General features: G+C 69.5%; 18 protein-coding genes and 1 pseudogene. 10 read left to right on the forward strand and 9 right to left on the reverse strand.

Annotation, left to right across the window (positions count from 1 at the left end; all coding sequences use genetic code 11):
* Positions 1-477: 477 nt before the first annotated feature.
* A complete protein-coding gene (locus tag ALI22I_RS50925) occupies positions 478-3606 on the forward strand; it encodes a carboxypeptidase-like regulatory domain-containing protein (RefSeq protein ID WP_077006582.1) in 3129 nt (1042 codons plus the stop codon).
* A 424-nt stretch (positions 3607-4030) separates the two neighbouring features.
* Here the strand turns inward: ALI22I_RS50925 and ALI22I_RS17495 are convergent, their stop codons facing one another.
* The 5 genes and pseudogenes from ALI22I_RS17495 to ALI22I_RS17510 all read right to left on the reverse strand — a co-directional run bounded on the left by ALI22I_RS17495 (position 4031) and on the right by ALI22I_RS17510 (position 9222).
* Entirely contained in the window at positions 4031-6040 is a 2010-nt protein-coding gene (locus ALI22I_RS17495) for an ABC transporter permease (protein ID WP_077006583.1), read from the reverse strand.
* Positions 6037-7461, reverse strand: a complete 1425-nt coding sequence (locus ALI22I_RS17500) for an extracellular solute-binding protein (protein WP_077006584.1) — start codon at positions 7459-7461, stop codon at positions 6037-6039. Before ALI22I_RS17500 ends, ALI22I_RS17495 begins: the two co-directional genes overlap by 4 nt.
* Positions 7462-7557: 96 nt before the next feature.
* A complete protein-coding gene (locus tag ALI22I_RS53735) occupies positions 7558-7725 on the reverse strand; it encodes a hypothetical protein (RefSeq protein WP_238598414.1) in 168 nt (55 codons plus the stop codon).
* A gap of 379 nt (positions 7726-8104) precedes the next feature.
* A pseudogene (locus ALI22I_RS53740) lies at positions 8105-8431 on the reverse strand (Gfo/Idh/MocA family oxidoreductase); the annotation flags it as partial.
* Positions 8432-8478: 47 nt separating this feature from the next.
* A complete protein-coding gene (locus ALI22I_RS17510; protein WP_238598415.1) occupies positions 8479-9222 on the reverse strand; it encodes a FadR/GntR family transcriptional regulator in 744 nt (247 codons plus the stop codon).
* A gap of 72 nt (positions 9223-9294) precedes the next feature.
* On the opposite strand from ALI22I_RS17510, the gene ALI22I_RS17515 reads away from it, so the two are divergent.
* On the forward strand, positions 9295-10452 hold the full coding sequence (locus ALI22I_RS17515; protein WP_077006586.1) for a mandelate racemase/muconate lactonizing enzyme family protein: 1158 nt from the start codon (positions 9295-9297) through the stop codon (positions 10450-10452).
* 745 nt (positions 10453-11197) lie between these two features.
* Positions 11198-12970 (forward strand): hypothetical protein, encoded by a 1773-nt coding sequence (locus tag ALI22I_RS17520; protein WP_077006587.1) that lies wholly within the window; start codon positions 11198-11200, stop codon positions 12968-12970.
* Positions 12971-13253: 283 nt separating this feature from the next.
* Here ALI22I_RS17520 and ALI22I_RS17525 read toward each other — a convergent pair whose 3' ends face one another.
* Positions 13254-13502 (reverse strand): hypothetical protein, encoded by a 249-nt coding sequence (locus ALI22I_RS17525; RefSeq protein WP_143532264.1) that lies wholly within the window; start codon positions 13500-13502, stop codon positions 13254-13256.
* Positions 13503-14121: 619 nt separating this feature from the next.
* On the opposite strand from ALI22I_RS17525, the gene ALI22I_RS17530 reads away from it, so the two are divergent.
* Entirely contained in the window at positions 14122-14958 is an 837-nt protein-coding gene (locus tag ALI22I_RS17530; protein ID WP_077006589.1) for an MBL fold metallo-hydrolase, read from the forward strand.
* 142 nt (positions 14959-15100) lie between these two features.
* Here ALI22I_RS17530 and ALI22I_RS50930 read toward each other — a convergent pair whose 3' ends face one another.
* Positions 15101-15250, reverse strand: coding sequence for a hypothetical protein (locus ALI22I_RS50930; RefSeq protein ID WP_179118261.1), 150 nt, complete (start codon positions 15248-15250; stop codon positions 15101-15103).
* On the opposite strand from ALI22I_RS50930, the gene ALI22I_RS17535 reads away from it, so the two are divergent.
* The 6 genes from ALI22I_RS17535 (at position 15251) to ALI22I_RS17555 (ending at position 18055) form a co-directional block, all read left to right on the forward strand.
* Positions 15251-16018 (forward strand): hypothetical protein, encoded by a 768-nt coding sequence (locus tag ALI22I_RS17535; RefSeq protein ID WP_238598416.1) that lies wholly within the window; start codon positions 15251-15253, stop codon positions 16016-16018. It abuts the gene before it with no gap.
* A 526-nt stretch (positions 16019-16544) separates the two neighbouring features.
* Positions 16545-17060 (forward strand): GNAT family N-acetyltransferase, encoded by a 516-nt coding sequence (locus ALI22I_RS17540; RefSeq protein WP_077006590.1) that lies wholly within the window; start codon positions 16545-16547, stop codon positions 17058-17060.
* Between the two features lie 39 nt (positions 17061-17099).
* Positions 17100-17225: a hypothetical protein gene (locus ALI22I_RS54700; protein ID WP_274522976.1), complete on the forward strand. Its 126-nt coding sequence runs from the start codon at positions 17100-17102 to the stop codon at positions 17223-17225.
* Positions 17226-17304: 79 nt separating this feature from the next.
* Positions 17305-17472, forward strand: coding sequence for a hypothetical protein (locus ALI22I_RS50935; protein ID WP_179118262.1), 168 nt, complete (start codon positions 17305-17307; stop codon positions 17470-17472).
* A gap of 35 nt (positions 17473-17507) precedes the next feature.
* The gene (locus tag ALI22I_RS55125) at positions 17508-17642 is read left to right on the forward strand and encodes an SDR family oxidoreductase (protein ID WP_238598417.1); all 135 of its coding nucleotides are present in this window, start codon (positions 17508-17510) and stop codon (positions 17640-17642) included.
* Positions 17643-17698: 56 nt separating this feature from the next.
* Complete coding sequence (locus ALI22I_RS17555) at positions 17699-18055, forward strand: MmcQ/YjbR family DNA-binding protein (RefSeq protein ID WP_238598418.1); 357 nt, start codon at positions 17699-17701, stop codon at positions 18053-18055.
* Positions 18056-18237: 182 nt separating this feature from the next.
* Here ALI22I_RS17555 and ALI22I_RS17560 read toward each other — a convergent pair whose 3' ends face one another.
* A complete protein-coding gene (locus ALI22I_RS17560) occupies positions 18238-18951 on the reverse strand; it encodes a hypothetical protein (RefSeq protein WP_077006591.1) in 714 nt (237 codons plus the stop codon).
* 12 nt (positions 18952-18963) lie between these two features.
* The gene (locus tag ALI22I_RS17565) at positions 18964-25464 is read right to left on the reverse strand and encodes a DNRLRE domain-containing protein (RefSeq protein WP_077006592.1); all 6501 of its coding nucleotides are present in this window, start codon (positions 25462-25464) and stop codon (positions 18964-18966) included.
* Positions 25465-25597: the final 133 nt, after the last annotated feature.

Below are 25597 nucleotides of genomic sequence, written 5' to 3' on the forward strand. Positions count from 1 at the left end.
ACGCGGCGCGGCCGTAACCGTCGCCGGTGCGGGGTCTGTGCGGAGTTGTCGACGCGCAGCGGGCCGAGCAGGGTGATGCCGTGCTCGCGTCGTGCGCCGACCATCAGGTCGGCGGAGGTGTAACCGGCGTCCACGACGTGCTCGCCGGGCAACAGACCGCGGCGTTCAAGATCGGTGTGGATTCCTTCGAGCACTTCCACGTCGGTGACGGTCGCGTCGGCGTAGCGCGTTGTCACCAGGCCCATACGTAGGTTGTTCAGACGAACCCGTAGCTGTTCGCATTGCGCCGAAAAGTGGCCGCGCCAGGACCCCGCAGGCCAGTAGTCTGCCCAGGAAATCCACCGCTCACCCTGCACGACGCGTCGGGGGACGTCGCCAACACCGCAGGGACACCGAGTGGCTACAAGGGGGGACACCTTGTCCATCAGCACTGCCACGCGCCCGCGTGCGGTTCGTAGACGTGCGCTGAGAACCGCCGTGGCGGTCGTCCTGGCGTTCGCGACCACCTTCAGCGGTACGGCCGCTTGGGCGCAGGAGACCGACGCCCCAACCGTCACCGACACGCCCGTCGAGACCACGACCACCGCTCCCGCCGCCGAGGCGCCGACCACGACCGCGCCGCCCGAGGTCACGCAGCCGGAGAGCCCGGTCGAAACCACGGCGGGCGCCGCGCCCGAAGCCCCGACCGGGAGCCCGGCGGTGCCGGATCCGGGCCAGGACCACCAGCCGGTCGACCGACCGGACACGGCTCCGACGCCGGAGCGCGCCGCCGACAAGGACACCAGGCAGGCCGCCGAGGCGGACCTGAGGATCACCGCGGTGTTCGACCGCGCGGAGTACGCGCCGGAGTCCGACCTCCCGATCACGGTCACCGTCGACAACGTCGGTGACGACGTGGCCACGGAGATCAAGTTCGTGGTCTTCGACGGCAACGTCTGGCTGAACAGGGGCTGGGAGCAGATCTCCGGGCGCTACACCCTGGCACCCGGCGAGCGGATGGTGGTGAACCTCGTCGCACGGCAGATGGACAGCCGGGCCGACCACGCGCGGTTCAGCATCCGCGTCTTCCGGGCGGAAGGCACGATCCCCGATCCGACACCGGCCGACAACGAGGCCATCGCACGGGCGAACGTCGTGCAGGAGCGGGGCGCGGCCTCCGGCGTCGTGTACGCCGACGCCGACGGCAACGGCCGTGTCGACGCCGGCGAGGGCGTGTCGGGCCTGGAGTTCTTCGCCGACGGCGGCTCGCCGTTCACCTCGCTGAGCGCGGTGACCGACGGCGAGGGCCGAATCTCGTTCACCGACGTGCCGACCGGCCGCTACCGGATCTACATCCGCAACACGAGGTTCGTGGTCAAGCCCGGGTTCAACGAGTTCACCGTCGAGCGCGACGCCACCGCGAACCTGGCGATCCCGACCGCCGCCCCGATCTCCGACGTGCTCACCGCCCGGCTCGAACTCGACAAGGACACCTACGGACGCGACGACCAGGTCAACGTGAAGATCACGCTGACCAACTCCGGCGCCGTGCCGCTGACCGGTGTGGTCGCGACCTGCAACCACTCGGGCGAGCCCCACGTGCTCGACGGCAGGGGTCCCGGCTGGGCGCCGCTCGTGTTCGACGGACCGGGCACGACCGTCGGCGCGGGCGAGACGAAGGTCCTGATCATTCCGGACGTCGTCCCGCAGCGCGCGTACGAGCGCGGCGCCCTCTACGCCGAGTGCAACTTCGGCAACAACGGCAACCACGAGGACGGCTACGTCGGCTCGTCCGACAGCGCGAAGGTCGTCGGCGCGCGCGGCGATGCCGAGGGGAAGTTGCACTACTACTCAGGTCAGGGCCCGGAAACTCCACTGGCCGGGGTCCGGCTGCTCGCGCTCGACGGGGTGGGCCTGCCGATCGCCGAGGCGCGCTCCGGTGACGACGGCACGTGGCGGTTCAGCGACCTGCCCGTGGGCAACTACGACGTCCTCGTCCTCGGCCCGTACCGGAACCGCTACGACGGCGCGTTCGGCATCCAGGTCGACGGCAGGTACGTGTCGTCCTCCTACTTCTCCGTGGTCGACGGCCCGGTCGTGGTCGAGCCGCTGCCCAAGCCGAACGTGCGGGTCACCGCGTCGTTCGACAAGCCGTCCTACGACATCAACGAGCAGGCGAAGGTCGTCGTCAAGGTCGTCAACGTCGGCAACGTGTCGGCGTTGGCGCGGTTCGTGCCCGAGCGGGGCGAGGACAGGCTGAACTACGACCACAACCAGTGGGGCGACCTGCGCCCGTGGGGCGGCGCCCACCTCGAACCGGGTGCGGAGCGCGACATCACCCTGGTCGGCACCATGACCTGGGTACAGGGCGGGGTGGTGCGACTGAAGGGTGTGATCGAGACCGCCGACGACGCCGACCCGTCCGACAACGTCATCGACATCAGTGCCGCGGTGACCCACCGGACCGGGGACGCGGTGGTGGTCGTGTACGGCGACCGCGACTTGGACGGCGTGTTCGACGACGGCGAGGAGTTGCCGCGCATCCGGATCACCTTCGAGGGTGGCACGCCGCGCAAGTGGGTCGTCGGCGAGACCGGGGCCGACGGTCGGTTCCGGCTGGACGACGCCCCCGCGGGTACCTACGAGGTCTACACGTGGGACGACAACACCGGTTGGGTGGTCCGCAAACAGCCCGATCTGGTCGTGACGGCCGGTCAGGAGACCACCGTCGTCTACCGCATGGTGCGTCCGCTGTCGGACAAGCTGCACGCGTCCGGGGCGTTCGACCGCGAAACCTACGGCCTCGACGACCAGGTGCGGCTCACGATCACCCTGTCGAACTCCGGCGACGCCCCGATCCTGGCCAAGGCGTTCTGCGGCAGCGCCGAACTGCCGGCGCTCTACAGCGGGCCCGCTTGGGGGCCGCTCGCCCAGGACGGCGCCGGCGTCGAGATCGCGCCGGGCGAGACGCGCACGTTCACCATCCAGGAGACCGTGCCCCAATGGGCCGACGACTACGGCATATTCGGCGTCTGGTGCGACTTCGGCCCGGACTACGCCAACGGACTGCCGTCGATCTCGGACCTGGCCCGCGTGCCGGGAGCGGTGTGGACGGTGTCCGGTCGCGCGCTCAACGGCACCGGCCCCAACCCGGCGGGCATCCCCGGCGTGAAGCTGGTCCTGCTCGACTTCCGCACCGGGCAGCCGGTGGCGCGGACGGTGACCGGCGCCGACGGCGGTTTCACGTTCACCGACCTGCCGGTCGGCTACTACACGCCGGTCCTGGTCGGGCCGTGGAAGTTCAACACGAACTGGGGCCCGTACGCGTACTTCAAGGTGATCCGAGGGCGTGAGGGGCCGGTGAACATGCACTTCGACCCCGGTCCCGAGGTCACCGACCCGGATGTCGCCGCGCCGACGAGCCCCGGTCAGCCCGCTCCCGGTCCGGCTGACTCCGGCCGGCCCGGTCCCGACCAACCCGGTCCCGGTCCGTCCGGTGGCGGAACGGCCGCCGGCGGCGATCTCGCTGACACTGGCACGAGCGTGATCGGTCTCGGACTGCTGGGCCTGCTCGCCGTGGCGCTCGGCGTCGGCGCCCGGGTGGTCGGACGCCGACGCACCGCGTGACATCGGCTGACACCAGGTGGCCTGGGGTCTGCTGACCCCGGGCCACCGCCTTTCGCACCGCCACAGTCCCTGTGGGTGTCAAAGTCAGCACTGCAGCGCCGACGTGCGTGTTCGGCCGTCGTAGTTTCGCGCCTTCTGATCACGTCGTGTCGACACAGTTGTCGCGGACCCATGTTGCTGCTGGTCACTTGATTTCATGTCAAGTAGTCGGTCCGTTGACAGGCGTGGGCCTTCGTCGAACGTCTCGCTTCTGGTGCCCGTGAATGCGTCTGTGCACGTAGTGGGTGCCGTCGGTGCGGAGAATTGCGAGCAGTTGCCGTGCGCCCCTGGGTCCTCCGAGTACCGGTAGCCCGGCTCACCCCGGCGCGTCGGGGTGCCGTCGCGACGTGCTCCTCCGTGATCGTCGGGGTCTCGCTGTGCACGCTCACCCCTTCACGGCCCCCGCGGTGAGGCCCTCGGTCAGGAACCGCTGCCCGAACCCGTACATGACAGCGACCGGGATGCTGATCAGCAGCGAGGCCGCGGCCAGCTGTCCCTGCGGCACGACGTCACCGAAGATCATCGACTGCATGCCGACGGGCAGCGTCTTGTAGTCGTCCTTGGTGATGAACACGAAGGCGAACAGGAACTCGTTCCACGCGTTGGTGAGCGTGAACAGCGCGACCGCGAGCAGGCCCGGCTTGGCCAGCGGCAGCACGATCCGGATGAACGCCCCGAACCGCGTGCAGCCATCGACCAGCGCAGCCTCCTCGAGGTCGGCCGGGATCGACTTGAAGTAGCCAACGAGCAGCCACGTCGCGAACGGCAGGGTGAACGTGGGGTAGGCGAGCACGAGCGACCACAACGAGTCGTTGAGCCCGATCCCGCTCATCATCTGATACAGCGGGATGAACAGCAGCGCGCCCGGCATCACGTAGGTGAGCAGGATCGTCACCGTGAAGCTCTCCGAACCCCGGAACTTCAGCCGCGCCAGCGCGTAGCCGGCCAGCGCCGCGCAGATCAGGGCGATCACGGTGGACGCCACCGACACCAGGATCGTGTTGACGTACCAGGTGCCGAACGCCCTGCCCGTGAACAGGTTGGTGAACTGCTCGGTGCTCCACGGGGTCGGCCAGAGGTCGTCGGTGCGCGCGACGATCTGGTCGTCGGACTTGAAGGCCGTGACCGTCATCCAGTAGAGCGGGGCGAGCACGAAGCCCAGCAGGCCCACGAGCGCGATCCCCGTGCCGGCGCCGCCGACCAGGCGTGCGGCCAGCCGGTTGCCCCGCTGGGCGAGCGCGGAGACGACCCGTCCGACGGCGGCCGCGAGCACCACGAACACGCCCAGCACGAGCGCGGCCTTCCACACGATCTGCGGCGACGCCCAGGCCAGCACGAGCACCGAGACCACGACGATCACCCACGGCAGCGCCCGGCGCTGAGCGGGAGTCAGCCGCCTGCGCCCCATGTCGCCTGCGCCTGGCAGGTCGCTGCGTCGCATCATCCGCACGAGGATCACCACGAGGATGCCGATGATCGGCAGCATCACCAGCGTGACCGCGGCGCCTGCGCCCAGCTGCAGCTGCTGGATGGCCTTCGAGTAGGCCACCATCACGTACGGGGCGGTGGCGTCCCCCGGTCCGCCCTGGGTCATCAGCCAGATCAGGTCGAAGTTGTTGAACGTCCAGATCGACGACAGCAACACTGTCACGATCATGATGTTGCGCAGCCCCGGCAGCGTGATGTGCACGAAGCGCTGCCACGGCGAGGCGCCGTCCACCATCGCCGCCTCGTAGAGACCGCTGTCGATGGCCTTGAGCCCGGCGAGGAACGTCACCGTGAAGAAGGGGATGCCCTTCCAGACGTTGACCAGGATGACCGCCGGCATCGCGAGCGCGGGATCGGACAGCCACTCCGCAGGCCACCTGTCGACGAGCCCGATCGCGGCGAGGGCGGGCCCGATCCCGGAGTCGGTGAGCAGGACGTTGATGCTGCCGAAGATCGGGTCGAACAAAGACCGCCAGGTGAAGGCCGTGACGACCGTCGGCACCACCCACGGCAGCAGGATCACCCCGGCGATGATCGCCCGGCCGCGGCGCATGTGGTGCAGCATCAACGCCGCGATGAGACCGAGGGTCACTTTGAAGATCTCGGCGTACGCGGTGAAGACGAACGAGTTGAGCACGCCCTTGTGGAACACGGCGTCGTCGAGGAGGGCGGTGTAGTTGTCCAGCCCGACGAAGACCGTCTCCGCGCCGTGGCGCTCCGTGGCGCTGGTGAAGATCGAGCTGACGATCGGGAACAGGATCAGCCCCGCGACCAGCAGCAGCGTCGGCCCGATGAACACCGCGGCGAGGCGCCAGTCGCGCCCGAGCAACCGCTGCGATGCGGTGAGCGAGGACGACGCGCTCGGCGCCGGACGGGCCGGCGCCGGCCGCGGACGCAGGACGGTCACTGCTTGTAGCCCTGCTGCTCGAAGACCTGGACGATCCGGGCGTGGGTCGAGGCAACGGCGTCGGCCGGCCGGGTGCCCTGGATGACCGACTGCATCATGTCGGTCAGCAGATAGGCGGCGGTGGCGGCTTGATCGCCGGGGCTCGGGGCCTGGGGGAAGGTGTAGCCGGTCGTGGTGGTCATCGGGAGCGGCGTGCGGGTCTGCTCCCGCAGCGCGGGGAAGGCCGGGTCACCGCTGGTGTAGTACGGGTCGGAGTCCCACACCTTGTCCCACGCGGGGTTGACCAGGCACGGTGCTCCCTTCGCGACACCGAGCAGTGCGCTCCCGCCGACCAGGAACTTCGCCACCAGCTTGGCGAGGTCGGGGTTCTTCGCCCCCTTGAACACGACGAACGAGTTGGACTCGCCGTACGCGAGTGGCCGGTCGATCGCCGGTCCGGTGGCGCCGTTGAACACGTGCGTGTTGGCGTAGACCGGGTTGTTCTTGGTCTTCGAGTCGGCGTAGACGCTGAACTGGTTGAGCGTGAGCCCCAGGATCTGGGCCAGCCAGTTCTCGTTGTTGCTCGAGTCGGTCCAGCTTCCGATCCCGGGTGGCAGCATCGGCGCGTACTTCGGGTTCGTGTAGATGTCGCCGATGAACGTGACGGCGGCGACGGTCTCCGGCGAGTTGAACACCACCTTCGTGCCGGTGTTGTCCGCGATCGCCCCGCCGTAGCAGTTGATGACGTTGGCGATGAAGCCGTTGGCGTCGCCGGAGCGGTTCACCGTGAGACCCCAGCCGAAGCGCCGCTTCGCCGGGTCGGAGACCTCCAACGCGTTGTCGCGCAACTCCTCCCACGTGTAGTGGGGCTTGAGCGGGAGACCCTTCTCCTCGTACCAGTCCTTGCGCAGGTACATCCCGGCCGCGATGAAGTGGTATGGGATCGCGTACCAGCGCCCGTCGAACACGCAGTAGTTGGCCGCCTCCGTCGCGGGCTCCCCGTAGAGCGCGCGCAACTCCTCGACCACGTCGGTGACGTCGGTGAGGGCGCCGAGGTTGTGGAGCTGGCCGACGAACCGCCGGTCGCTCATGAAGGCCAGATCGCGGCTGGTGCCCGCCTTCACCTCGGCGTCCATCTTCGCGACCATGTCGCCGGCGTCGCCGGAGACCAGGTCGTTGCTGACCGTGGTGCCGGTGGCCTGCGCGAACGCCTGCAGCGACCTGTCCAGCGCCTGGTTGGCGGCCTCCGAGTACAGCTTCTGCGAGAGCATCCCCACCGACCCGCCGCGGAGCGCGGCCGCCTGGTCGAGCAGCGCCTGGGGCACTTGGACGTCGACCTGCGGCACAGCGGGGCCGCCGCCCCCGCACCCAGCGAGACCGAGCACGCCCAGCGCGCTCATCCCGAGGAACGTGCGCCTCGATAAGTCCTTCTTCTCTTCCATGATCACTCCTCTCGCGTCCGATCGAGCGGACGCTTACCGACGGGGCGACGTTGCAACCGGCGGGACAGCGAGGCGAGCGCCGCGCTGCCGGGTCGTTCATGCGGCGAAGGACGCCGAACTGCTGATGCGTTGTCCTGGCAGCCCGTCGAACAGCCCGGTCGAGCCACGGGGCCGCCACAGCGGTACCGGGCCCGCGCCGGGCACGGGGTCGAGCGCCAGTACGGCCGCCCGTTCCGCGGAGTCGAGAGCCCGCTGGACGACCATCGCGTTGGCCGCACTCCGAACTGCACGGCATCGGCGAAGTCGACGAGCTCCGCGCGGTAGCCGTTGTCGATACCGCGGAAGACTGTCGTGGGTGGTGGCGTCGGAGCCGCTGCGCGTCACGCGGCGCTCCGACTCGGATGTCGTTGGGTTCGGGCGGCACCGGGATCTCGGGGTAGGACGCGGTGTAGTTGCCGATGGCGCCTCCGGTGAAGACGAGGTCGAGCGCGAGGTCCGACGGTGCGTCCATCGTGCTGTTGGCCGCCTGCACGGCACCGTGCACCCGCGCGATGTCGCCGCAGAAGAAGTTCTCGCCCACCACGAAGGTGCGGTCCGGATGCCCGGCCGCCAGTGCGAGGAAGGCCGCGGCCTGCTCCGCGTCGACGCCGGTCGGCTTCTCGCAGAGCACGTCCTTGCCGGCCGTGAGCGCGTCGCGCGCCACCTCGTACAAGTGCGGGATCGGCACCGAGATCAGCACGGCGTCCACGTCGTCGCGGGCCGGCAACACAGCCCGGTCGGCGGCGGCCCGGGCTGGACCGGCCCCGCTGTAGTCGGCGAACCGCCTGCTCTGCTCGGCGGACCGGTCGCTGAACGCGGTGACCACGTACCGATCGGCGAGCCTGCGCAACGCCGGCCAGTGCAGCTTCTCGACCGCGAGTCCGGTGCCGATCAGCCCCAGCCGGATCGGCGGAATCGCAGGTGCTGCCATGCCTCTTCCGTCCTCGTCATCGGTCCGGATCTCGGTCGTGCAGTGCGCTAGCGCCGCCGGGCGGCCCGCTTGGTCTGCTGCTCCTTCTCCGCGAGGAGCGTGGAGTTTTTGCTCAGGTGCCTGCGCATCGCCGCGCGGGCACCTGCCGGGTCGCGCGCCACGAGCGCCTCGTAGATCTCCGTGTGGTCGGCGGTGGCGCTGCGCAGCGCGGCCGGCGCCTCGTTGGTGATGCGTCGGCTGGCCGTGCCGAGCCAGCGGGCGGAGTACATGATCCGGTCGAGGATGCGGTTGTCGGCCGCCCGGCAGATCTCCATGTGGAATTCGTGGTCGACCTCGAGGTAGGCGTCGGGGTCCGCCTCAAGCGCCGACATGCGGTCGATCTCGTCCCTGAGCCGGTCCAGCGTCTCGTCGGTGATGCTGGCCGCGGCGATCGCGGCAAGTTCGGGCTCGAGCAGCACGCGCAGCTGGTGCAGCTCCTGTAGCAGCTCGCCGACGATCTCCGTGGGCAGCCACTCGACCAGCAACGGGCTCAGGTAGTCCCACTCCGCGCGGGGGCGCACGACGACGCGGCGGCCCTGCGCGACATCGACGATGTCGAGCGAGGCGAGGATCTTGAGCGTCTCCCGCGCCACCACGCGGGACACCCCGAACTCCCGGGAGATGTCGAGCTCCGACGGGGCCCGACCGTCCTCGATGTCGCCGCTGACGATGCGCCGGGTCAGGTGTGCCGCCACCTGCACCGGGAGAGTCCGGACCTTGACAGCATCCGGAGACTCTTGTCCCCTTTGCATGTCATCAGCTTATAGGACAAGTTGGACACCGCGACAGTCCGTTCACATGCACGACCCGGCGGCGGGAGAGCAATGCGGATCGTGAACGTCACGACGGCAGTGGTGGCCTACCACGGTCAGGCCACGCTGGTGCGGATCGACACCGACGAGGGCCTCAGCGGGTTCGGCGAGGCCAATCCCGATGCCGGCGCAGGCGCCGTCGTCGGAATGATCAACTTCCTGACGCCCCTCCTGATCGGCGAGGACCCGCGCAACGTCGAGCGGTGCTGGGAGAAGCTGCGCCGCAGCAAGGTCTTCGCGGGCCCCCAGGGCGGGGTGTTCGTGATCGCCCTGTCCGGGATCGAGCTCGCGCTGTGGGACCTCGCAGGCAAGGCCGCGGGCCAGCCGGTCCACCGGCTGCTCGGTGGGAAGTTCCGCGATCGGATCCGCCTCTACGCCGACTGCGGCGATGGCGACGACCCAGCGGGCTCGATCGCCGGGTGCGTCGACCGAGCCCAACGGATGGTCGCCGAAGGCTTCACCGCCATCAAGTTCGACATCGACGACCTGCACCACCCTGCCAAGTTCGACGCCTTCAACCACACGATCAACGCCGCCGAGCTGCGAGCGATGGTCGAGCGCGTAGCAGCCGTCCGGGAGGCGATCGGACCAGACGTCGATCTGGCCATCGACCTACACGCCCGCTACGACGTGCCGAGCGCATGCCGAATCTCGTGGGAGCTCGAGCCGTTCCACCTGATGTGGCTCGAGGAGCCGCTGCCGGCGGAGAACATCGACGCGCTGGTGCGGGTGCGCGCACAGACCCGCACGCCGATCTGCGCAGGCGAGAACCTCTACCTGCGGTGGGGATTCCGCGAGCTGCTCGAACGCGGCGCCGTGGACGTCATCGAGCCGGACGTGCCGAAGTGCGGTGGCCTCGCCGAGGCCAAGAAGATCGCCAACCTCGCGGAGCTCCACTACATTCCCTTCGCACCGCACCTGGTGTCGACGCCGCTAGGCACGATGGCCACGTCGCACCAGTGCGGAGCGATCCCCAACTTCCTCGTCCAGGAATGGCACGCCCTCGAGGAGCGCGCGGTGTGGGACAGCTACGTCCACGCCCCCGACGGGAGTGGCTCGATCGTCAAGGACGGCTACATCACGCTTCCCGACACTCCCGGCATCGGCGTGGAGCTCGACATGGACGGCGTCCGGGCACACGCCGTCGCGGGCTATGGAGTGTTCGAGTAGCGGAGCCGATCACCCGGCTGCCCTGTCCAGCCTTCTCAGGACCTCGGAAATCCTGGAACTCGTGCTCGCGCTGATCACAGGTCGAGTTCGGTGCCGACACCCGCTTCCCGTGCCGTCCCTCGGCCCCACACCGATGCGCGCCCCGCACGACGCCTGGGCGATGCTCGTACTCGCCGTGGACATCCTGGCGACGCAGGTCAAAGGCACAATGCCGACTTCTTGGTCTTCGAGGTGGTGAGGACCGGGGTGGTGTTGTCGATGTTGGACAGGGTGTGGCGGACGAACAGGATGTGGTCGTCGAGGTGGATGTCGTGCCAGTGCAGGGCGAGGGCTCGCCTTTGCGCAGGCCGGTGCCGATGACGACTTCGTACAGGTCGGCCAGCGGGTCGTCGTGGTCGGGAACGCACACTCCACGGCGTCCGAGCAGCTCGCCCTGCTCCGCGACGGCGGCCTGCTCACCTCCCGCCGCGACGGCAAGACCGTCTACTACCGCGCCGACGGGGCCAGAGCCCACTTGTCACCCACAAAGCCATGCACCCGACGACCGCGGTGTGGTCCCCTGTTAATCGGGTCGGGGACACCGTTGTGGGGGGTTGGGATGAGCGAAGACAGATCGAAGGCACAGCCACCGGCGGCCGAACCGCCGGACGAAGCGTCAGTGTCACAGCTTGTTGCCGAACCAGCACAACTTGAAACCACGGTCGCAGAACTGCCGACGGAGCCGGCATCGGCGGAGCAGGAAGCGATGGCGGAGCAGGAAGCACCGACCACCGAAACGGCAACCGCCGAACCGCCGGCGGACCCCGCACCGGCCGAATCGGAAGCACCGCAGGCCACCGAGCCGACAGCGGCCGACTCGCCGGCCGCCGGACCGGATCCGGCTGAACCACCGGCCGCCGGACCGGCGACCGCCCACTCCTCCGAACTCTCGGCGGCTTACCCCACCGTGGTGAGTCCGTGGGCACGGCCGACCGGGCCGGAGGAGCAAGCCGAGTGGGTCGACCCGACGCCGACCGACCCGATCCTGCGGATACCTCCGACGCCGCCCGAGCCGAAATCCACCGCGGCAGCCGTGCTGTTGAACCTGACCGGGGTCGGCGCCGGCTACTTCTACCTGCACCGACGCTGGCAGGCGTGGACGGCGACGGTCCTCGCCGTCGTGCTCGTCGTCGTCGCGTTCGCCACCAACGCGGCGGCCAACCCGTGGTTGTGGCGGATCCTGGCGGCGGTCTGGCTCGCGATCCTCGTTCTCGACGCGCGGCGGATCGCGGTGAAGCACCCGCCGATCGCGAACCGCCGGCCCGTGGTGATCGGGGCGATCGCGGTGGTCGCCGTGGTGGGCGCGTACATCGGGTACGGCGTGCTGGGCCGCGGCGCCTACGATGACGGGCTCGCCGCTCAGGGCCGCGGTGACTGCGCGGCGGCGACCGACCAGTTCAAGGCGGTGACCGGGCCCTACGAGCTGACGCTCAGCTCGGACATCGCCGCGGCGAACCGTGGCCTGGCCGAGTGCGCCGACTTCACCCACGCGGCCGACTCCGAGGACGAAGCCGCCGCCGTGCAGCGCTACGGCCAATTCCGCCTCGACCACCCGGACAGCCCGCTGAGCCCGTTCGTCCGCGACAAGCTCGTCGAGACCTACTCGACCTGGGCCCGCAGCCTGCGCGACGAGGGCCGGCTGTCCGATTCGATCAAGGTCTACCGCGACCTGCTCTCCGAGGACGAGTCGTTCGCCCCGGAGGTCGCCGACGCCTACCTGCGGCTGGCGAAGAAGCTCACCTCCGAACCGCCCGTCAGCGCCAGTGCGGCGGCCGCCGCCCTTGAGGCGATCGCCGACGAGTTCGGTGACACGCCGACCGCCAAGGAGGTGCCCGCGGCGTTCGACGCGCTCTACGCGGCGGCCACCGCGCCGCTCGCCGCCGGCCGGCCGTGCCAGGCGGTGGACGTCCTTGCCTTCTTCGCGGGCCTGACCAACAAAGTCGCCGCGAAGGTGGTGGGCGAGGCGAAGAACCAATACCCGCGCGCCATGCTCGACTGCGGGCTGAACGAGCTGCGCGACGGCCAGGCGGCGGTCGCGGTCGGCACGCTGGACCGGTTCATCAGGACCTTCCCGGGCCACGGCGACCTGCCGCAGGCCCAGTCGGCGCAGATCGCCGCCCAGGTGGCCATCGGCACCGGCGCGCGGGTGCCGGTGCCCGCACCCCTCGGCGCGGGCGGCCCGATCACGATCACCTTCTACAACACCGTCAACAGCTCGATCAACATCAAGTTGGCGGGCTCCACCGCGCACGAGTTCACCCTGCCGCCGTGTACGGCCTGCCCGGAGTTCTACGCGCCCGGCACCGGCGCGGACGCCTGCAACTCGCCCATCGGGCGGCCCTTGTTCGCCGTCGGTCTGGGCGAGGGCACCCACCACGTGCTCGCCGAGTTCGAGGACAGCGGAGAACTGGTCAAGCAGTTCGACGCCAGTGCCGGCGGGTTCGACCTGTACTGCCTGTACGTGGAGCGCAACAGCTGATCCGGGGCGCGCCGCCGGACCCGGCAACAGGTCCGGCCGCGCGCCTTCAGGCAGGGACGAGGTCTCGGCGAGGACGGTGTCTTGTCATCCTGTTGAAGCTCTGAGCGACCACTCCGCGAATCTGCGCGCTGCCGAAAGCCACCACCGTAACTGTGGCTTGCATGTTCGACCGCGACAGCTCGATGTCGTTGATCAAGACATCCGGGGTGCGGTCGACGCGGCGAGTGGTGTTGCCGTTGACAAGGCTTTGGTCACTTGATGGTGTAGGACCGCCAGTCCTGAGTCATGAGCCGCGTCCCGTGCGGCGTTGGTACTCGGCGAGCATCCGTTCACCATATTCCTCGGCCTGGGCTTCCGTGCCGCCGTGTCCCCAGACGCGCCGCGACTCCTGGTGGTAGATCTCGTGGAAGATCGTCTTGATCGCTGTTTCCCGATCGGCCAGTCCCATGTCGGAGATGTAGATGATCGGTCGTCCCTGAGCATCGGTCAACCAGGACACGACCGGCTGCTGGGAGATCCGCCTAGAGTCCACCGCGGTCCCACAGCAGAGCCATCCGGCGCGCGATCCAGCCCCATCTCTCTACAAAGGACACGAGTACCGCGTGGAGCGGCACTGTGCCGACCCTGGGCGACAGTCCGGGACAGTGACATCGTCTCCTGGTCTCAGGTCCCTGGTGCGACGTGATCCGGCCAGGCGAACGACCACCCTGGCTGGGTGGTGACGAGTCTGGCCTGGCGCCGGGCTGGTCGACGGTCCGGTACTGGTGGCCCGCGCACTCCAGCCCAGCCACGACGCCAGCTCGGTGCGGCTGCACCACACCGACCCCACGAGCACCACGTCCGCGGTACTTGATCGAAAGATCGGAAACTATCATCTACACGTGAAACTGTCATTCTTGCGCGGAAGCTACAAATGTACTTTCCGCGCGAACATGAGCAAAAGTGACCGTACGACCTGGTGTTTCCGCACGATGTGATCGCTCGGCAGTAGCCAGGCAGTAGCCTGGTGTCCGCGCTACTTGATCACTCGCTCGAAGTGAGCGACACCGAACCGCGGACAGCGGACGGGGAGGTGCTGTGGAGCAGCGGCAGTTCAAGCAGGGCGTCACGATGCACCGTTACGCCCTCCGGGATGCAAAGGAGGCGAGCTCGTGCTGAGGCAGGTCGCAGAGGGTGTGCTGGTCCACGAGAGCGAGTTCGTGCAGAGCAACGCCGTTGTCGTGCAAGGCCGTGCCGGCGTGTTGCTCATCGACCCCGGGGTGCAGGACCACGAAATGGCCTGCCTCGCGAACGACCTGTCCGATTTGGGTCAGACCGTTGTGGCAGGCTTCTCGACGCATCCGGATTGGGACCACCTGCTCTGGCACCCCCGGCTCGGCGCGGCCCCTCGTTACGGCACGGCCCGATGCGCGGCCACTGTCCGGGATCAGCTGTCCGACCCCGGTGCGAAGGCCGAGATAACCGCGCACCTGGAGCCGACGGGCATCGCCGAGCAGGTCCCGCTGGACCTGTACGGCCTCATCACCGCCCTGCCCGCCGAGACGACGCGGATTCCATGGGACGGCCCTGAAGTCCGGATCATCGAGCATCAGGCGCATGCACCGGGCCATGCGGCACTGTTCATCGAAGACCGCGGGGTTCTCGTCGCCGGCGACATGCTCTCCGATGTCTTGGTACCGATGCTCGACTTGGACGACACCGCTGACCCGATCGGGGACTACCTCGCCGCGCTGCGGCTGCTCGACGACGTGGCGGGCGACGTCGATGTCGTCGTCCCCGGCCACGGGTCAGTCGGCGGAGCTGATCAGGTACACGCACGGATCGAGCGGGATCGGGCGTACGTGCTCGCCTTGCGTGAGGGCCATGTCCCGAGTGACCCGCGGGTCGGCCCATCGGCCAAGCCCGGCTGGGAGTGGGTGAGCGATGTGCACAACGGGCAAGCCCGGCGCCTCGCCGAAAGAAGCGAACGCGGCGGCACTCGTGGCTGACGATCGGATCTTCCGCAGTACATGAGCAAATGCTCACGACATGCTCAAGTACACCCGGAAGTGTTCTAGTGGTGTGTCTCAGAGGGTTGACCCGGTAATCGGCTCTGGGAGGTGAGGGTTGGTGCCCGGCGAACGTCCATCGCTACCACGTGTCCGCGAACAGGACGCCGCCCGAGGCGTCCAGCGCCTGCACGATGTGCTCGTCGGCAGGCGGCTGATCGAACACGTTGACCACGAATGCGCCGGAAGCGACCGCGGCCGTTGCCACGGTCGTGCCGTCGAGCGTCTTCACGTGCACCGAGGCGACGGCGGACGACACCTGACCCCACCACGTGCACTCGGTGCCGAAGGCATCACTTACGACATCGGCTTCACTCCCGGTGGGCGGAGTTCGCGGCCCGTCTTCGACGTCGACGCGGTGCGACGGGAGATCCGTGTCATCGCCGACGACCTGCACTGCGATGCCGTGCGGATCACCGGCGGCGCCCCCGAGGCATTGGCCCGGCTCGCCGAGCTCCCTGCCCGGTTGGATGCCGTGCTCGCCGACACCGCGGCGGCGGTGCGCGAACGGTTCCGCGGCAAAGTCACCTACGCCGCCGGAACCTGGGAACAGATCGATTGGGCACCCTTCGACATCGTGAGCGTCGACGCCTACGGCGACGCCGGCGACGCCTTCCGCCAAGGCGTGCGGGATTATCTCCGGCACGGCAAGCCGCTCGCGGCGACCGAGTTCGGCTGCTGCACGTACCGGGGCGCGGCCGAACGCGGAGGCATGGGCTGGGACATCGTCGACTACGAAGCCGACCCGCCCCGCCTCGACGGCGACTACACCCGCGACGAGGACGAACAGGCCCGCTACCTGCGCGAGATGTTGGCAGTCTTCGACGAGGAAGGCGTGGACACCGCCTTCTGGTTCACCTTCGCCGGCTACGAGTTCCCGCACCACACGGACCCGCGCTTCGACCTCGACATGGCCTCCTACGGGGTATGCAAACTCATGCCCGACGGCAGTCTCGCCCCCAAGCGGTCCTTCCACGCCATGGCCAAGGCATACCGATGAAGCGCCGCAGAACTACCCGATGAACGCCACACAATCGGCATAGAGCGTTGGGGTCAGCGAACCGTCCGCAGTACCTGATCAGTTGGTCATGTGACGGTCATCCGCACGCGGAAGCGGTCACGTGTGCGCGGAAACTGCAGCAGCTGTACGTTCCGCGCGAACATGAGCAGACTTGATCGCATGATCTGGTGTTTCCGCGCGACGTGAGCGGGCCCGTCCCCAGTTGGTCTCGAAGCGCACGGGCCATGCACAAGCTCATGCAGCAGCACGACCGACCCACCCTCGCCGCCCGCAACACCGCCATGATCGAGTCAATTGCCGAGCTCCCACCGATCGTCATGAGCGATCTGTTCGGCATCCACCCCGGCACGGCACAGCCGAGCCAAGCTCGCCCAAACCAGCTGGACGGAGCACCTCGCAGCCTGCCAAGCCACCCAATAGGTCATGCACCTCGCGTGGCGGATGATCGTTCTGGTTGCAGGAAACTCGGTGGCCAGGTGCACCGTCGCTCGGTAGCCTTCAGCCGGTGCCCGAGTTGCAGCGCCTGCGAGCCGACCATGCTGCAGCAGTCCTGGCTTTCGAGTTGGCAAACCGTGCCTACTTCGCTGCCTCGATCCCGGACCGGGGCGACGAGTTCTTTGATCAGTTCACCGAACAGTTTCGTGCCCGGCTGGCCGACCAGGAGGCCCACGGCGGCGCCTACTATGTGCTCCTCGCCGAGGATGGCTCAGTCATGGGCCGGTTCAACTTGGTCTTCGCCGAGCCCGGCACCGCAGAACTCGGTTACCGCGTCGCGCAGCACGTCGCGGGCCGCGGCGTGGCGACCGCCACGGTCCACGAGCTGTGCCGGCTGGCGCGGGTGCAGCACGGACTGCACACGCTCAGGGCAGCCACCTCCCTCAAGAACGCCGCATCCCAGAGGGTTCTGACCAAGACCGGGTTCGTTCCCGCCGGACCGGCGGACCCCGCCGAACTGGGTGGTAAGCCAGGCATCTGGTACCAGTGCGATCTAACTGTGGACAACGGCCTGACCAGCCGCTGACCCTGGCTCATCGCCCAGCCTGCAGAGAAATAGCGCACGGTGATCGGCGCGGCCATCGCCCACGCCCGACGCAAGGAGTCCCAGGCGATCGCGATGAACGTCGTGCTGATCGTCGTGGCCGCCGTCGTGGCGTGGGGTCGGCTTGGCACCTACTCGTTCAGTTAGGACTGTCATACCCGCTCTCGCCGTCGACGACGTACTCATCCTGCTCCGGCACATCGAGGCACCGCCGGAGAGCCTGGTGATGACCGGCGGCGTGTTCCACGGCACCCCGGCCAAAGGCCAGCTCGCCGTGTTCGGCGAAGGCGACGCGCTTCGCTTCGCCGCCGCGCCTCACCAGGATTCATGCACCCCCAAGCTGGAGCTGTACGTCATGGCCGGCCGGCCGATTCGCGAATCGTTCATCCACTGAGGACCGTTCGTCATGAACACCCGAGAAGAACTGGGATGACCGGGTTGACCCCGGCCGGCCGGTTCGTGTCCCCGGAGGAGTTGACCGGCCTGGTCGTCTACCTCGCAGGCCCCGAGTCCGGCTACCTGACCGGCGCGACGATCAACATCGACGGCGGCTACACCGTCTGAGCCGAAGGAAAACGGCATCACCGACTGATCTGCGTGTCTGACAGAGGAGAGGTGTGATGATGGACGCGAAGACTCTGCAGGAGACAGCCCGTGCGCGTGCCGAGAGCCTGCCGGCGGCCGGCCTGGAGCACCCCTTCGGGCCCGACTGGGAGGTTTTCAAGGTCCAGGGCAAGGTGTTCATGCTGATGACCGAGGTACCTGGCCGACCGGTGGTGATCCTGAAGTCCGATCCTGGCGACGCCGAGGCCCTCCGAACGTCCTACCCGGACATCACACCGGGCTACCACATGAACAAGAAGCACTGGATCACACTCGCCCCAGGCGACTCGATCGATGAGAAGCTGGTCGAGGACCTGGTGACCGACTCCTACCGACTGGTGGTCGGCACGTTGCCCCGGTCCCGGCGACCCTAGGGTGGAGGTCTCGAAGAGGTCGCAGGCGAGCAGGGCGACGGCCTGCGAGCGGAGGAAGGTCGACCAGGTGGTAGCGGCGCGCTCGGCTGCCGGGTCTTGCGCAGATTCTGCGGCACACCGGGGGTCTTGCCGCAGGACCCCCGTGCGCTATACGTCAAGAGTGGCGGTAGTAGTCGCCTTTCTCATCCTGCCTCGATCGCCTGGACGATCAGCTCGTTGCGCGCGTCCTGGCCCAGCGGTTCGGTGGTGTGGACGCCGTCGCTCAGGTACGCCGTCAGCCGGGTCGGCTTCGCGGCCAGGAACTCGGCCCACCGGACGATGCGCAGGTTGGGGTGCCGGCGTTGCGCGTCGGCCAGTTGGAGGTTGACCCAGGCGCTGTTGCGCTGGTCGGCCAGCTGGATGGCGTCGCTGTAGCGCCTGCGCGACACCTGCGTGTTCACCCAGTACACCGTCCTGGTGGGACCGGCGATGGCCAGCGCCCGGTCGACCTGGGCGGCGAACACCGGCGGCGTGAAGATGTCGTTGGACCCGGTGGCCATCAGCAGCCTGCGCGGCAGGCCGTAGGTCTGCGCCCACTCGGCCAGCGCGTCGACCGCGGGCGCGGTCGGGCGGCCGGACCAGTTGTGCACGGCCAGCAGGTCCCCGGTGCGGCCCCGCAGGCGCAGGGCGAGCGCGTAGCCGTCCTGCACGGCGATACTGTCGCCGAACATGAACAGGCCGTCGGCGTCCCGCACCTGCCTGATGGTGGTGGCCGTGGAGATGGCCTTTGACGAACCTTCCCACGGGCCCAGCGCGCCGGATCCGTAGTCGTCGGCGAACGCCGGCTCGGCCGTCAGGAGCGTGGACCCCACGGCCAGCGCTCCGGCGGTGAGCAGTCGTCGACGTGTGGTGCTCATCGTGTTCCCCCGTCATTCCCAGTTGCGCCAGCGCATCATTCCGATGTGGACGTTCGTCGTGTACCAGGCGACGGCGATGTAGGGGCGCGCCTTCGGGTAGCGACGCCACGCCTTGCCGTAGAGCCCGCCTTGCCTGCGGTGGAGGACCTTGCGGAAGTGGCGGGCCTTCTTGCCCCACCGCACGCTTTTCCTGGCCGACCAGAGGATCGCCTTGCGGCCCCAGCGGGACTTGGCGAACATGCGGCCCCGGCCGCCCAACACCACGCCGAACGCGGTCGTGGCCAGTTCGTTGTAGGCGTCGCTGCGCCTGCCCGCCAGGCCGTAGAGACCGGCGGACGCGAGGCCCAAACCGACGCTGATCGCTTGGCAGCGCGCGTTGGTGCACATGCCGACGGCCGTGGCGACGTGGGACACCGCGCCCGCGGCTCTGCCGCACCAGCCGCACTTCTTCTTCCACCACTTCTTCTTGCCGTCCAGGTCGACCTGGTTGACCGGGTCGCTGGGGTAGGCGTAGGCGGTGGAGTTGCCGCCGGGCACGGGGTCGACGCTGGTGAACAGCCCCGTGGCCGGGTTGTAGAGGCGCACGCCCATGAGCAGCAGCCCGGTCGCGGAGGTGGCCCGCTGTTCGGCGCCCAACCAGCCGTACCGCCCGGTCGCGCCGGTCGGTGCGCCGAACTCGTCGTAGGAGTTCCAGCCGTCGATGCCGACGCCGGGGGAGTCCGACCGGGGCAGGTCGACGGTGGCCACGATGTCGTCGTGGCTGTTGGCGAGCATGAGCTGCGCCGCGCCGGACTGGTCGACGGTCAGCGACAGGTTGCCGTCGACCAGCTCGGCGTAGCGGCGGCTGACGCCGTTCTCGGTGACCCACGTCGGTTTGTCGGTGGCGGCGGTGTAGTGGCGGACGGTGGTGGTGGAGCCGGCCGCGTCGGCCACGGTCTCAGTGGCGCGCCGGTCCAGCGCGTCGAGGGTGAACGAGGTGGTCCGGCCGCCCTGGGTGATGGACCTCGCCAGGTCGTTGTCGTGGTAGGCCAGGGTGATGTCGCCGTCCTGCGGGTTCGGCGCGTCGGCCGCCGGCAGGGTCAGCGTGCGGCCCAACGGGTCGTAGGCGTAGCCGGTGACGGGGCGGTCGGCGGTGTCGAAGGTCCGGGTGGTGGTCGAGCCGCCCGTTCCGGCGCAGGAGCCGTCCGCGGCGGGCGGTGTGGTGGTCTTGGTCAGGCGGTTGTCGTTGACGTCGAAGCCGTAGGAGCGGGTGACGCACCCGGCGGCGCGATCCTGTACCTGGGCCAGCCGGCCGGCGGCGTCGTAGGCGTAGGACCGGTCCTGCGGGAGGCTGTCGGTGTACGCGCCGCCCTCGGGGGTCCACTCGCGGACCACCCGGCCGGTCGCGTCGTTGTCCTGCGACCAGGCCAGCCAGCCGCCGTCGGGGTCGACGGTGGTGGTGCCGTCCTCGTTCTGAACGGTGACCTGGCCGGTGTAGCGCAGGCCGACGGGCTCGCCCGCGTTGTCCAACTCCGTGTGGCGGGTGACCCCGCCGGGCAGCTTCTCCGTGGTCAGCCCGCCGTCGGCGTCGTAAGCGCCGGTGGACGTCCACGTCGAGCCGCCCGTGGTGACCTCGACCTTGGTGGTCAGGCCCCGGCGTTCGGCGCGGCCGGCGGCGTCGGTGCCGTCGTAGGTGTAGCGGGTGGTGCCGTTGGCGTCGGTGACCGTGGCGATCGACCCGGCGGCGTCGTAGGTCGTGGTGGTCGGTGACTCGCCGGAGGGCTGGTAGGTCGTCTGGCGGCCCCACGAGTCGTGGCCGGTGGTGATCGTTGCCGCGACCGAGCCGTCCGGGTTCTTCGCGGTCACCTTCGTGGCCGCGCCGGCCAGCGGGTCGTACTCGGTCTCCTTACGTGTGTTCGGGGTGGAGTCCGGCAGGCCGGTGACGCTGGTCGAGGTCGACGCGGTTCGGCCGTCGGGCAGGTACGTGGTCACGGTGGTCCTGGTGACCGCCCCGGACGTCTCCACGACCGTGGCGGGGGAGAGCAGGTAGGTGTACGCGGTAGTGGTGGTCGTCGGCAGGGTCGGGCCGGAGCTGGGGGCGGCGGCCGGCTGGGTCTTGCAGACCAGGCCCGCCCACTGCGGCTTGTCGCCGCACTCGCCGTTCGCGCCGGCGGTGTAGTACGCGGTCCGGGTGGTGCCCGCGTCCGTGCCCGAGGAGTTGGGTTGGCGCGCCTCGACCACGCGGCCTTCGGCGTCGTAGCGGGTGGTCTTGACGGTGTCGCCGCTGGACACGACGCCGTCCAGGTCCACGTCGGTGGTGACGCGGCCCGGAAGGCTCAGCGCCCAGCCGTCCGGGTCGCCCGGGACCGGCGCCGCGTAGTCGGTGAAGCTGCGGGAGACCACCTCGACGTCCTCGCCCGTGCCGGGGTCGTGGGCGTAGGTCGTCTCGGTGGTGGGCAGGCGGTAGGGCAGGGTCGACGCCGGGTTGACCCCTCCGTTGGGCGCGCCCTGGTCGAACTCGGTGCGGGTGTGGGTGCGCAGCCATCGGGTGGTGCCGTCGCGCAGGGCGGCGGTCCGGGCCGGGCCGTAGGTGTCGGTGACCAGGGTGCCCGCCGGGGTCACGACGGTTTCGCCGCTCTTGATGTCGCCGTTGTAGACGGTGAGGGTGGCGAGCTGGTCGACGGTGGCGCCGGAGGGCAGCTGCCCGTCGATGACCAGCCGCAGGGCGCGTTCGTCCAGCTCGCGCACCACGTTGCCCTGGGTGTTGTAGTCGGTCGCCGTGTGCTGCCACGCGCCCGCGCCGAACTTGGCCGTGTTGACGGTGTAGCCCTGGGCGTCGGTGTACTGGAGGTCCGCGTGCTCCCAGTCGGTGGCGGCGATGGCCGACGGCGAGGTCGAGGCCACCGGGTGGTCGGGGCCGAAGACGGCGAAGCCCTTCACCGGGACTGCGGCTTGGTTCCAGCGCTCGACGGAGGTCGTCGACAGGTCGGGCAGGCCCGCGCCGCTGGTCGGGACGTCGTAGACGAACGACGCCAGGGTGGCGACGCCGCCGGTCGGGTCGCCGGCGGGCCGGTCGCGCTTGACGTTGGCGAGCTTGACGTCCGGCGCGGCGGTGTAGGCGAGCTGGAACGGCACCTGGCCCGCGGGCTTGACCGAGGTGAGCCGGTTGCCGGAGTCGTAGCCGTAAGTGGTGGTCAGGTTGTTGCGCGGGTCGGTGGCGGTGGCCAGGCGGCCCGCGGTGTCGTAGGTGTAGGCGGCGACCTTGACCGCGTCCATCTCGCCGCGTTCGGGGTTGAAGATGTCCAGCCACGCGGCGACCAGTCGGCCGTTGGTCGACCCGGACGCGCCGTACTCCAGGCGCAGTGACCGGCAGCCGACCGCGTTGGTGTAGCCGCCCTGGGCGTCGGTGCAGACGATGCCGGGCGCGGAAGGAGCGAGGACGCGGGTGACCCGGCCGGTGGTGTCGTAGCTGTAGGTGGTCTTGCCGGGGACACCGGGCTCGGTGATGGCGGTCGGGCGGAACTTTCCGGCGGCGGACGTGGTGGGCGCGCCGGTGCTCGTCGTGGCGAACGTGGTGACCGTGCCGTCGTCTTCGGTGTAGGCGATGGTGGTCGCCGCGCCGGTGCCGCTGACGGTCAGCTTGCCCGCGTCCAGCGCGGTCTCCTCGTCGGCGGGCAGCCACGTGCCGGCCTGGAAGGTCGCGGTGGTGCGGCGGGCGCCGGCGGGCGACTCGTACACCAGGGCCGTGCCGTCGCCGTCGAGCAGGGCGATCGTGCCGTCCACGCGGGTGTTGTCCACCAGCCGCATCCCGGCGACGCCGCCCTCCGCGCCGTCGAACTGGGCCGTCCAGCCGGGGCCGAAGACGCCGTTGACCACGTCGGTCGCGCCGGCGAACGTGGAGTGCGAGCGGGACAGCGTCAGCTCGCCGGTGTAGCCGGGCACCGACACGTCGGTTGTGTCGAGGTTGAACTCCCCGGTCCACAGCGCGACCTGACCCGGCCCGGCCTCGGCGGTGGGGAACCCGTTGCCGAACGCGTGCGGCACGCGCAGGACCGTCGTGCGGGACTGCGACCACGTGCACTGGGTGGAGGCGCTGTAGACCAGGCACACCTGGACGTCCAGCAGCACGGGCACGCGGTCGTTGAGTTGCGTGGGCTGGATGCCCGCGGTGGCCGGGTCAGCGTCGAGCTGCCCGTCCTGGGTCTCGGCGGCGGTGTTCCAGATGCCGGTGACGCTCACGCCGGCCGTGCCGTTGTCGGTCACCGTCAGGGGTGCGTTGGTCGTGGTGTTCCAGCCGGTCGTCTCGCTCGCGCCGCCGTACCCGGACACCCGCCAGCGCACGTTCGCGCTGATGGTCGAGGAACTGCCCTTCGGCGGGCCGGAGGCGGTGATGCGGACACCGCCCGTGGTGGTGGTGCGGGGGTTCACCGCCGGACTGGACAGCGTCGAGCCGCCGTAGCCGAAGGAGTAGCCGCCCAGCCCGGACAGCAGACCGGACGGGGTCTCGGCGCGCACCGCGATGGAGTGCTGGCCCGCGGTCTTGGGGATGACGACGGTGGCCTTGCCGGTGCCGCCCATGCTGGTCGGGGTGATCTTGAGGTGTCCGGGCGGCCCGCCGGTGAAGTTGGTCGGGTAGGGCTTGGCGTCCACGTTGACCCGGACGTAGCCCGGCGCGCTCCAGCCGGTGCCCGTGGCGGTGATCGTGCACGTGATGTCCGCCGTCGGCGGCGTGTCGGTCCAGGAACCGTTGGCGTACGGGCAACTGACCGTCGGCACGGCCGGTGTGGTCGCGGCGATGCGCACCAGCGCCCAGCCCGACCAGCCGGACCTGAGGGTCCCGTCGGTGGTGCGGGCGCGGACCACGATGGCGGTGTTGTCGGGCAGGTCGGCGTTGGGCTGGCAGCCCGCGGTGGTGCCCGACGGGTAGGACGAGCTGGTGCAGGTGGCCTTCAGCGTGGTCGCCGAAGTGGTGGTGGAGGTGTGGAACTCGAACTCGTAGCGGACGTTGTTGCCGTCGGCGTCGGTGCCCTTGGACGACACCCATGTGCGCCGGTTCGCGGTGTAGAGGTAGCTCGCGCCGCCGGGTGCCGCGTAGGACACCGCGTTGACGATGGTCGGCGTCGCCGGGGTCGCGGGCGGGCGGTTGTAGGTGTAGGAGATGTACGGGTCCGCCGAGCCCTCGCTGGAGTGGAACCTCTTCCAGGAGTTGGAGTCCGCCTCGTTGCCGGCCATCAGCGTCATGCCGCCGACGGCGTAGCTCGCGTTCGACCACGCCTGCACCAGCGGCGTGATGGGCACCGACATCCGGCCCGCCGGGCAGCCGCTGTCGTGGCCCTTGGCGACGCTGGTCGAGCCGTACTGCGAGCCGATCGTGGGCTGCGCCGTCCAGCGGGTGGCGGTGGAGGCGAGTTGGGCGCTGCGCACGACCATCGTGGACGGGGTGCACGAGTACGACCACGTCTCGAACAGCGACAGCGACGCGCTGAGGATCTGCTTGCCCTTGAACGGGGCGACGGGGACGTTGAGGAACGACCGGGCCTTCACCGCGCCGCCGTTGTAGGTGCCCAGCTTCAGCTCCGCCGAGCCGGACTGGTCGCTGGTGTAGTCCGACTGCACCCAGGTGTCGAAGTTCGGGAACGCGTTGGCCACCGCGTAGGTCGGGTCGACGGTGACCGGGTAGGAGCGCTTGGCGTCCAGGAACCAGGAGGCGTCCGGGGTGACGACGAGGTGGTCGCCCTCGACCCGGAGGTCCACCTTGGCCCGGTTGACGGGCTCACCGCTGCGCTTGTCGACCTCGGCGTCCCACATGTAGGCCACGGGGATCGAGGAATGGGTCCTGCCCTCGGCGTCGAGGAAGGTGATCGACCCGTCCGGTTCCTGCCGGGCCGTCAGACCCTTGGTGCGCAACGGGACTCGCCACACCGGTGCGGTGGCGGGGCGGTGCTTGACCACGAAGTCGTACTCGAAACCCGAACGGCGGGTGTGGACGACGAAGTCCACGCCCGGTTCGACGTCGGCGTAGCGAGCGGTCGTGCCGTCGAGCGTGGGCTCGGGCAGCGGCCACGGCGCCTCCCACCGGACCTCGCGGGCGTCGTCGGGGGCCGCGGCGACGAGCAGCCCGCCCGCCTTGCCGTTCTGCTTGCCCAGCTTCACCCCGAGCGGGTGCCCGCCGGGTGCGACCGTGCCGTCCCGACCCCGGCGCCAGATCAGGTCGACGTCCTTCCAGCGGCCTTCGGCGGTGCGGAACCGGACCGCGCCTGTGTGCTCGTCGGTGGTCATCGTGCCGTCGGGGTTGGCCCAGGTGGTGGAGGTCTGCGTGCGCAGCGACTCGACCTCGACCTTCGACCCCTGTGCCCGCGCGGTGACCGCGGCCGAGGTGACGTCCGGGCGCGAGTCCACTCGCGCGGGGGCGGGTGACGTCGGCGCGGCGGTCGCGGCCGGTGGCCGGACCGTCTCGGCGCCGGCCGCGACGAGCACCGCGACCAGCGCGATGGCGATGAAGGCGGTTCTGCGCGGTGAGCGTGGTGCGACCACGGTTCCCCCTGGGTGTGCGGGGGGCGCGCCCCGGCGTCCCGACCGCGAGACCCCTCACCCCGCGGTCGGCTCTTCATCTCAGTTGACGAAGTGGTGGCCACCGTAAGCCGCCATGAAAACGCCGTCAACAGGG

It is taken from the genome of Saccharothrix sp. ALI-22-I, from assembly GCF_001984175.1.
GTDB lineage: Bacteria > Actinomycetota > Actinomycetes > Mycobacteriales > Pseudonocardiaceae > Actinosynnema.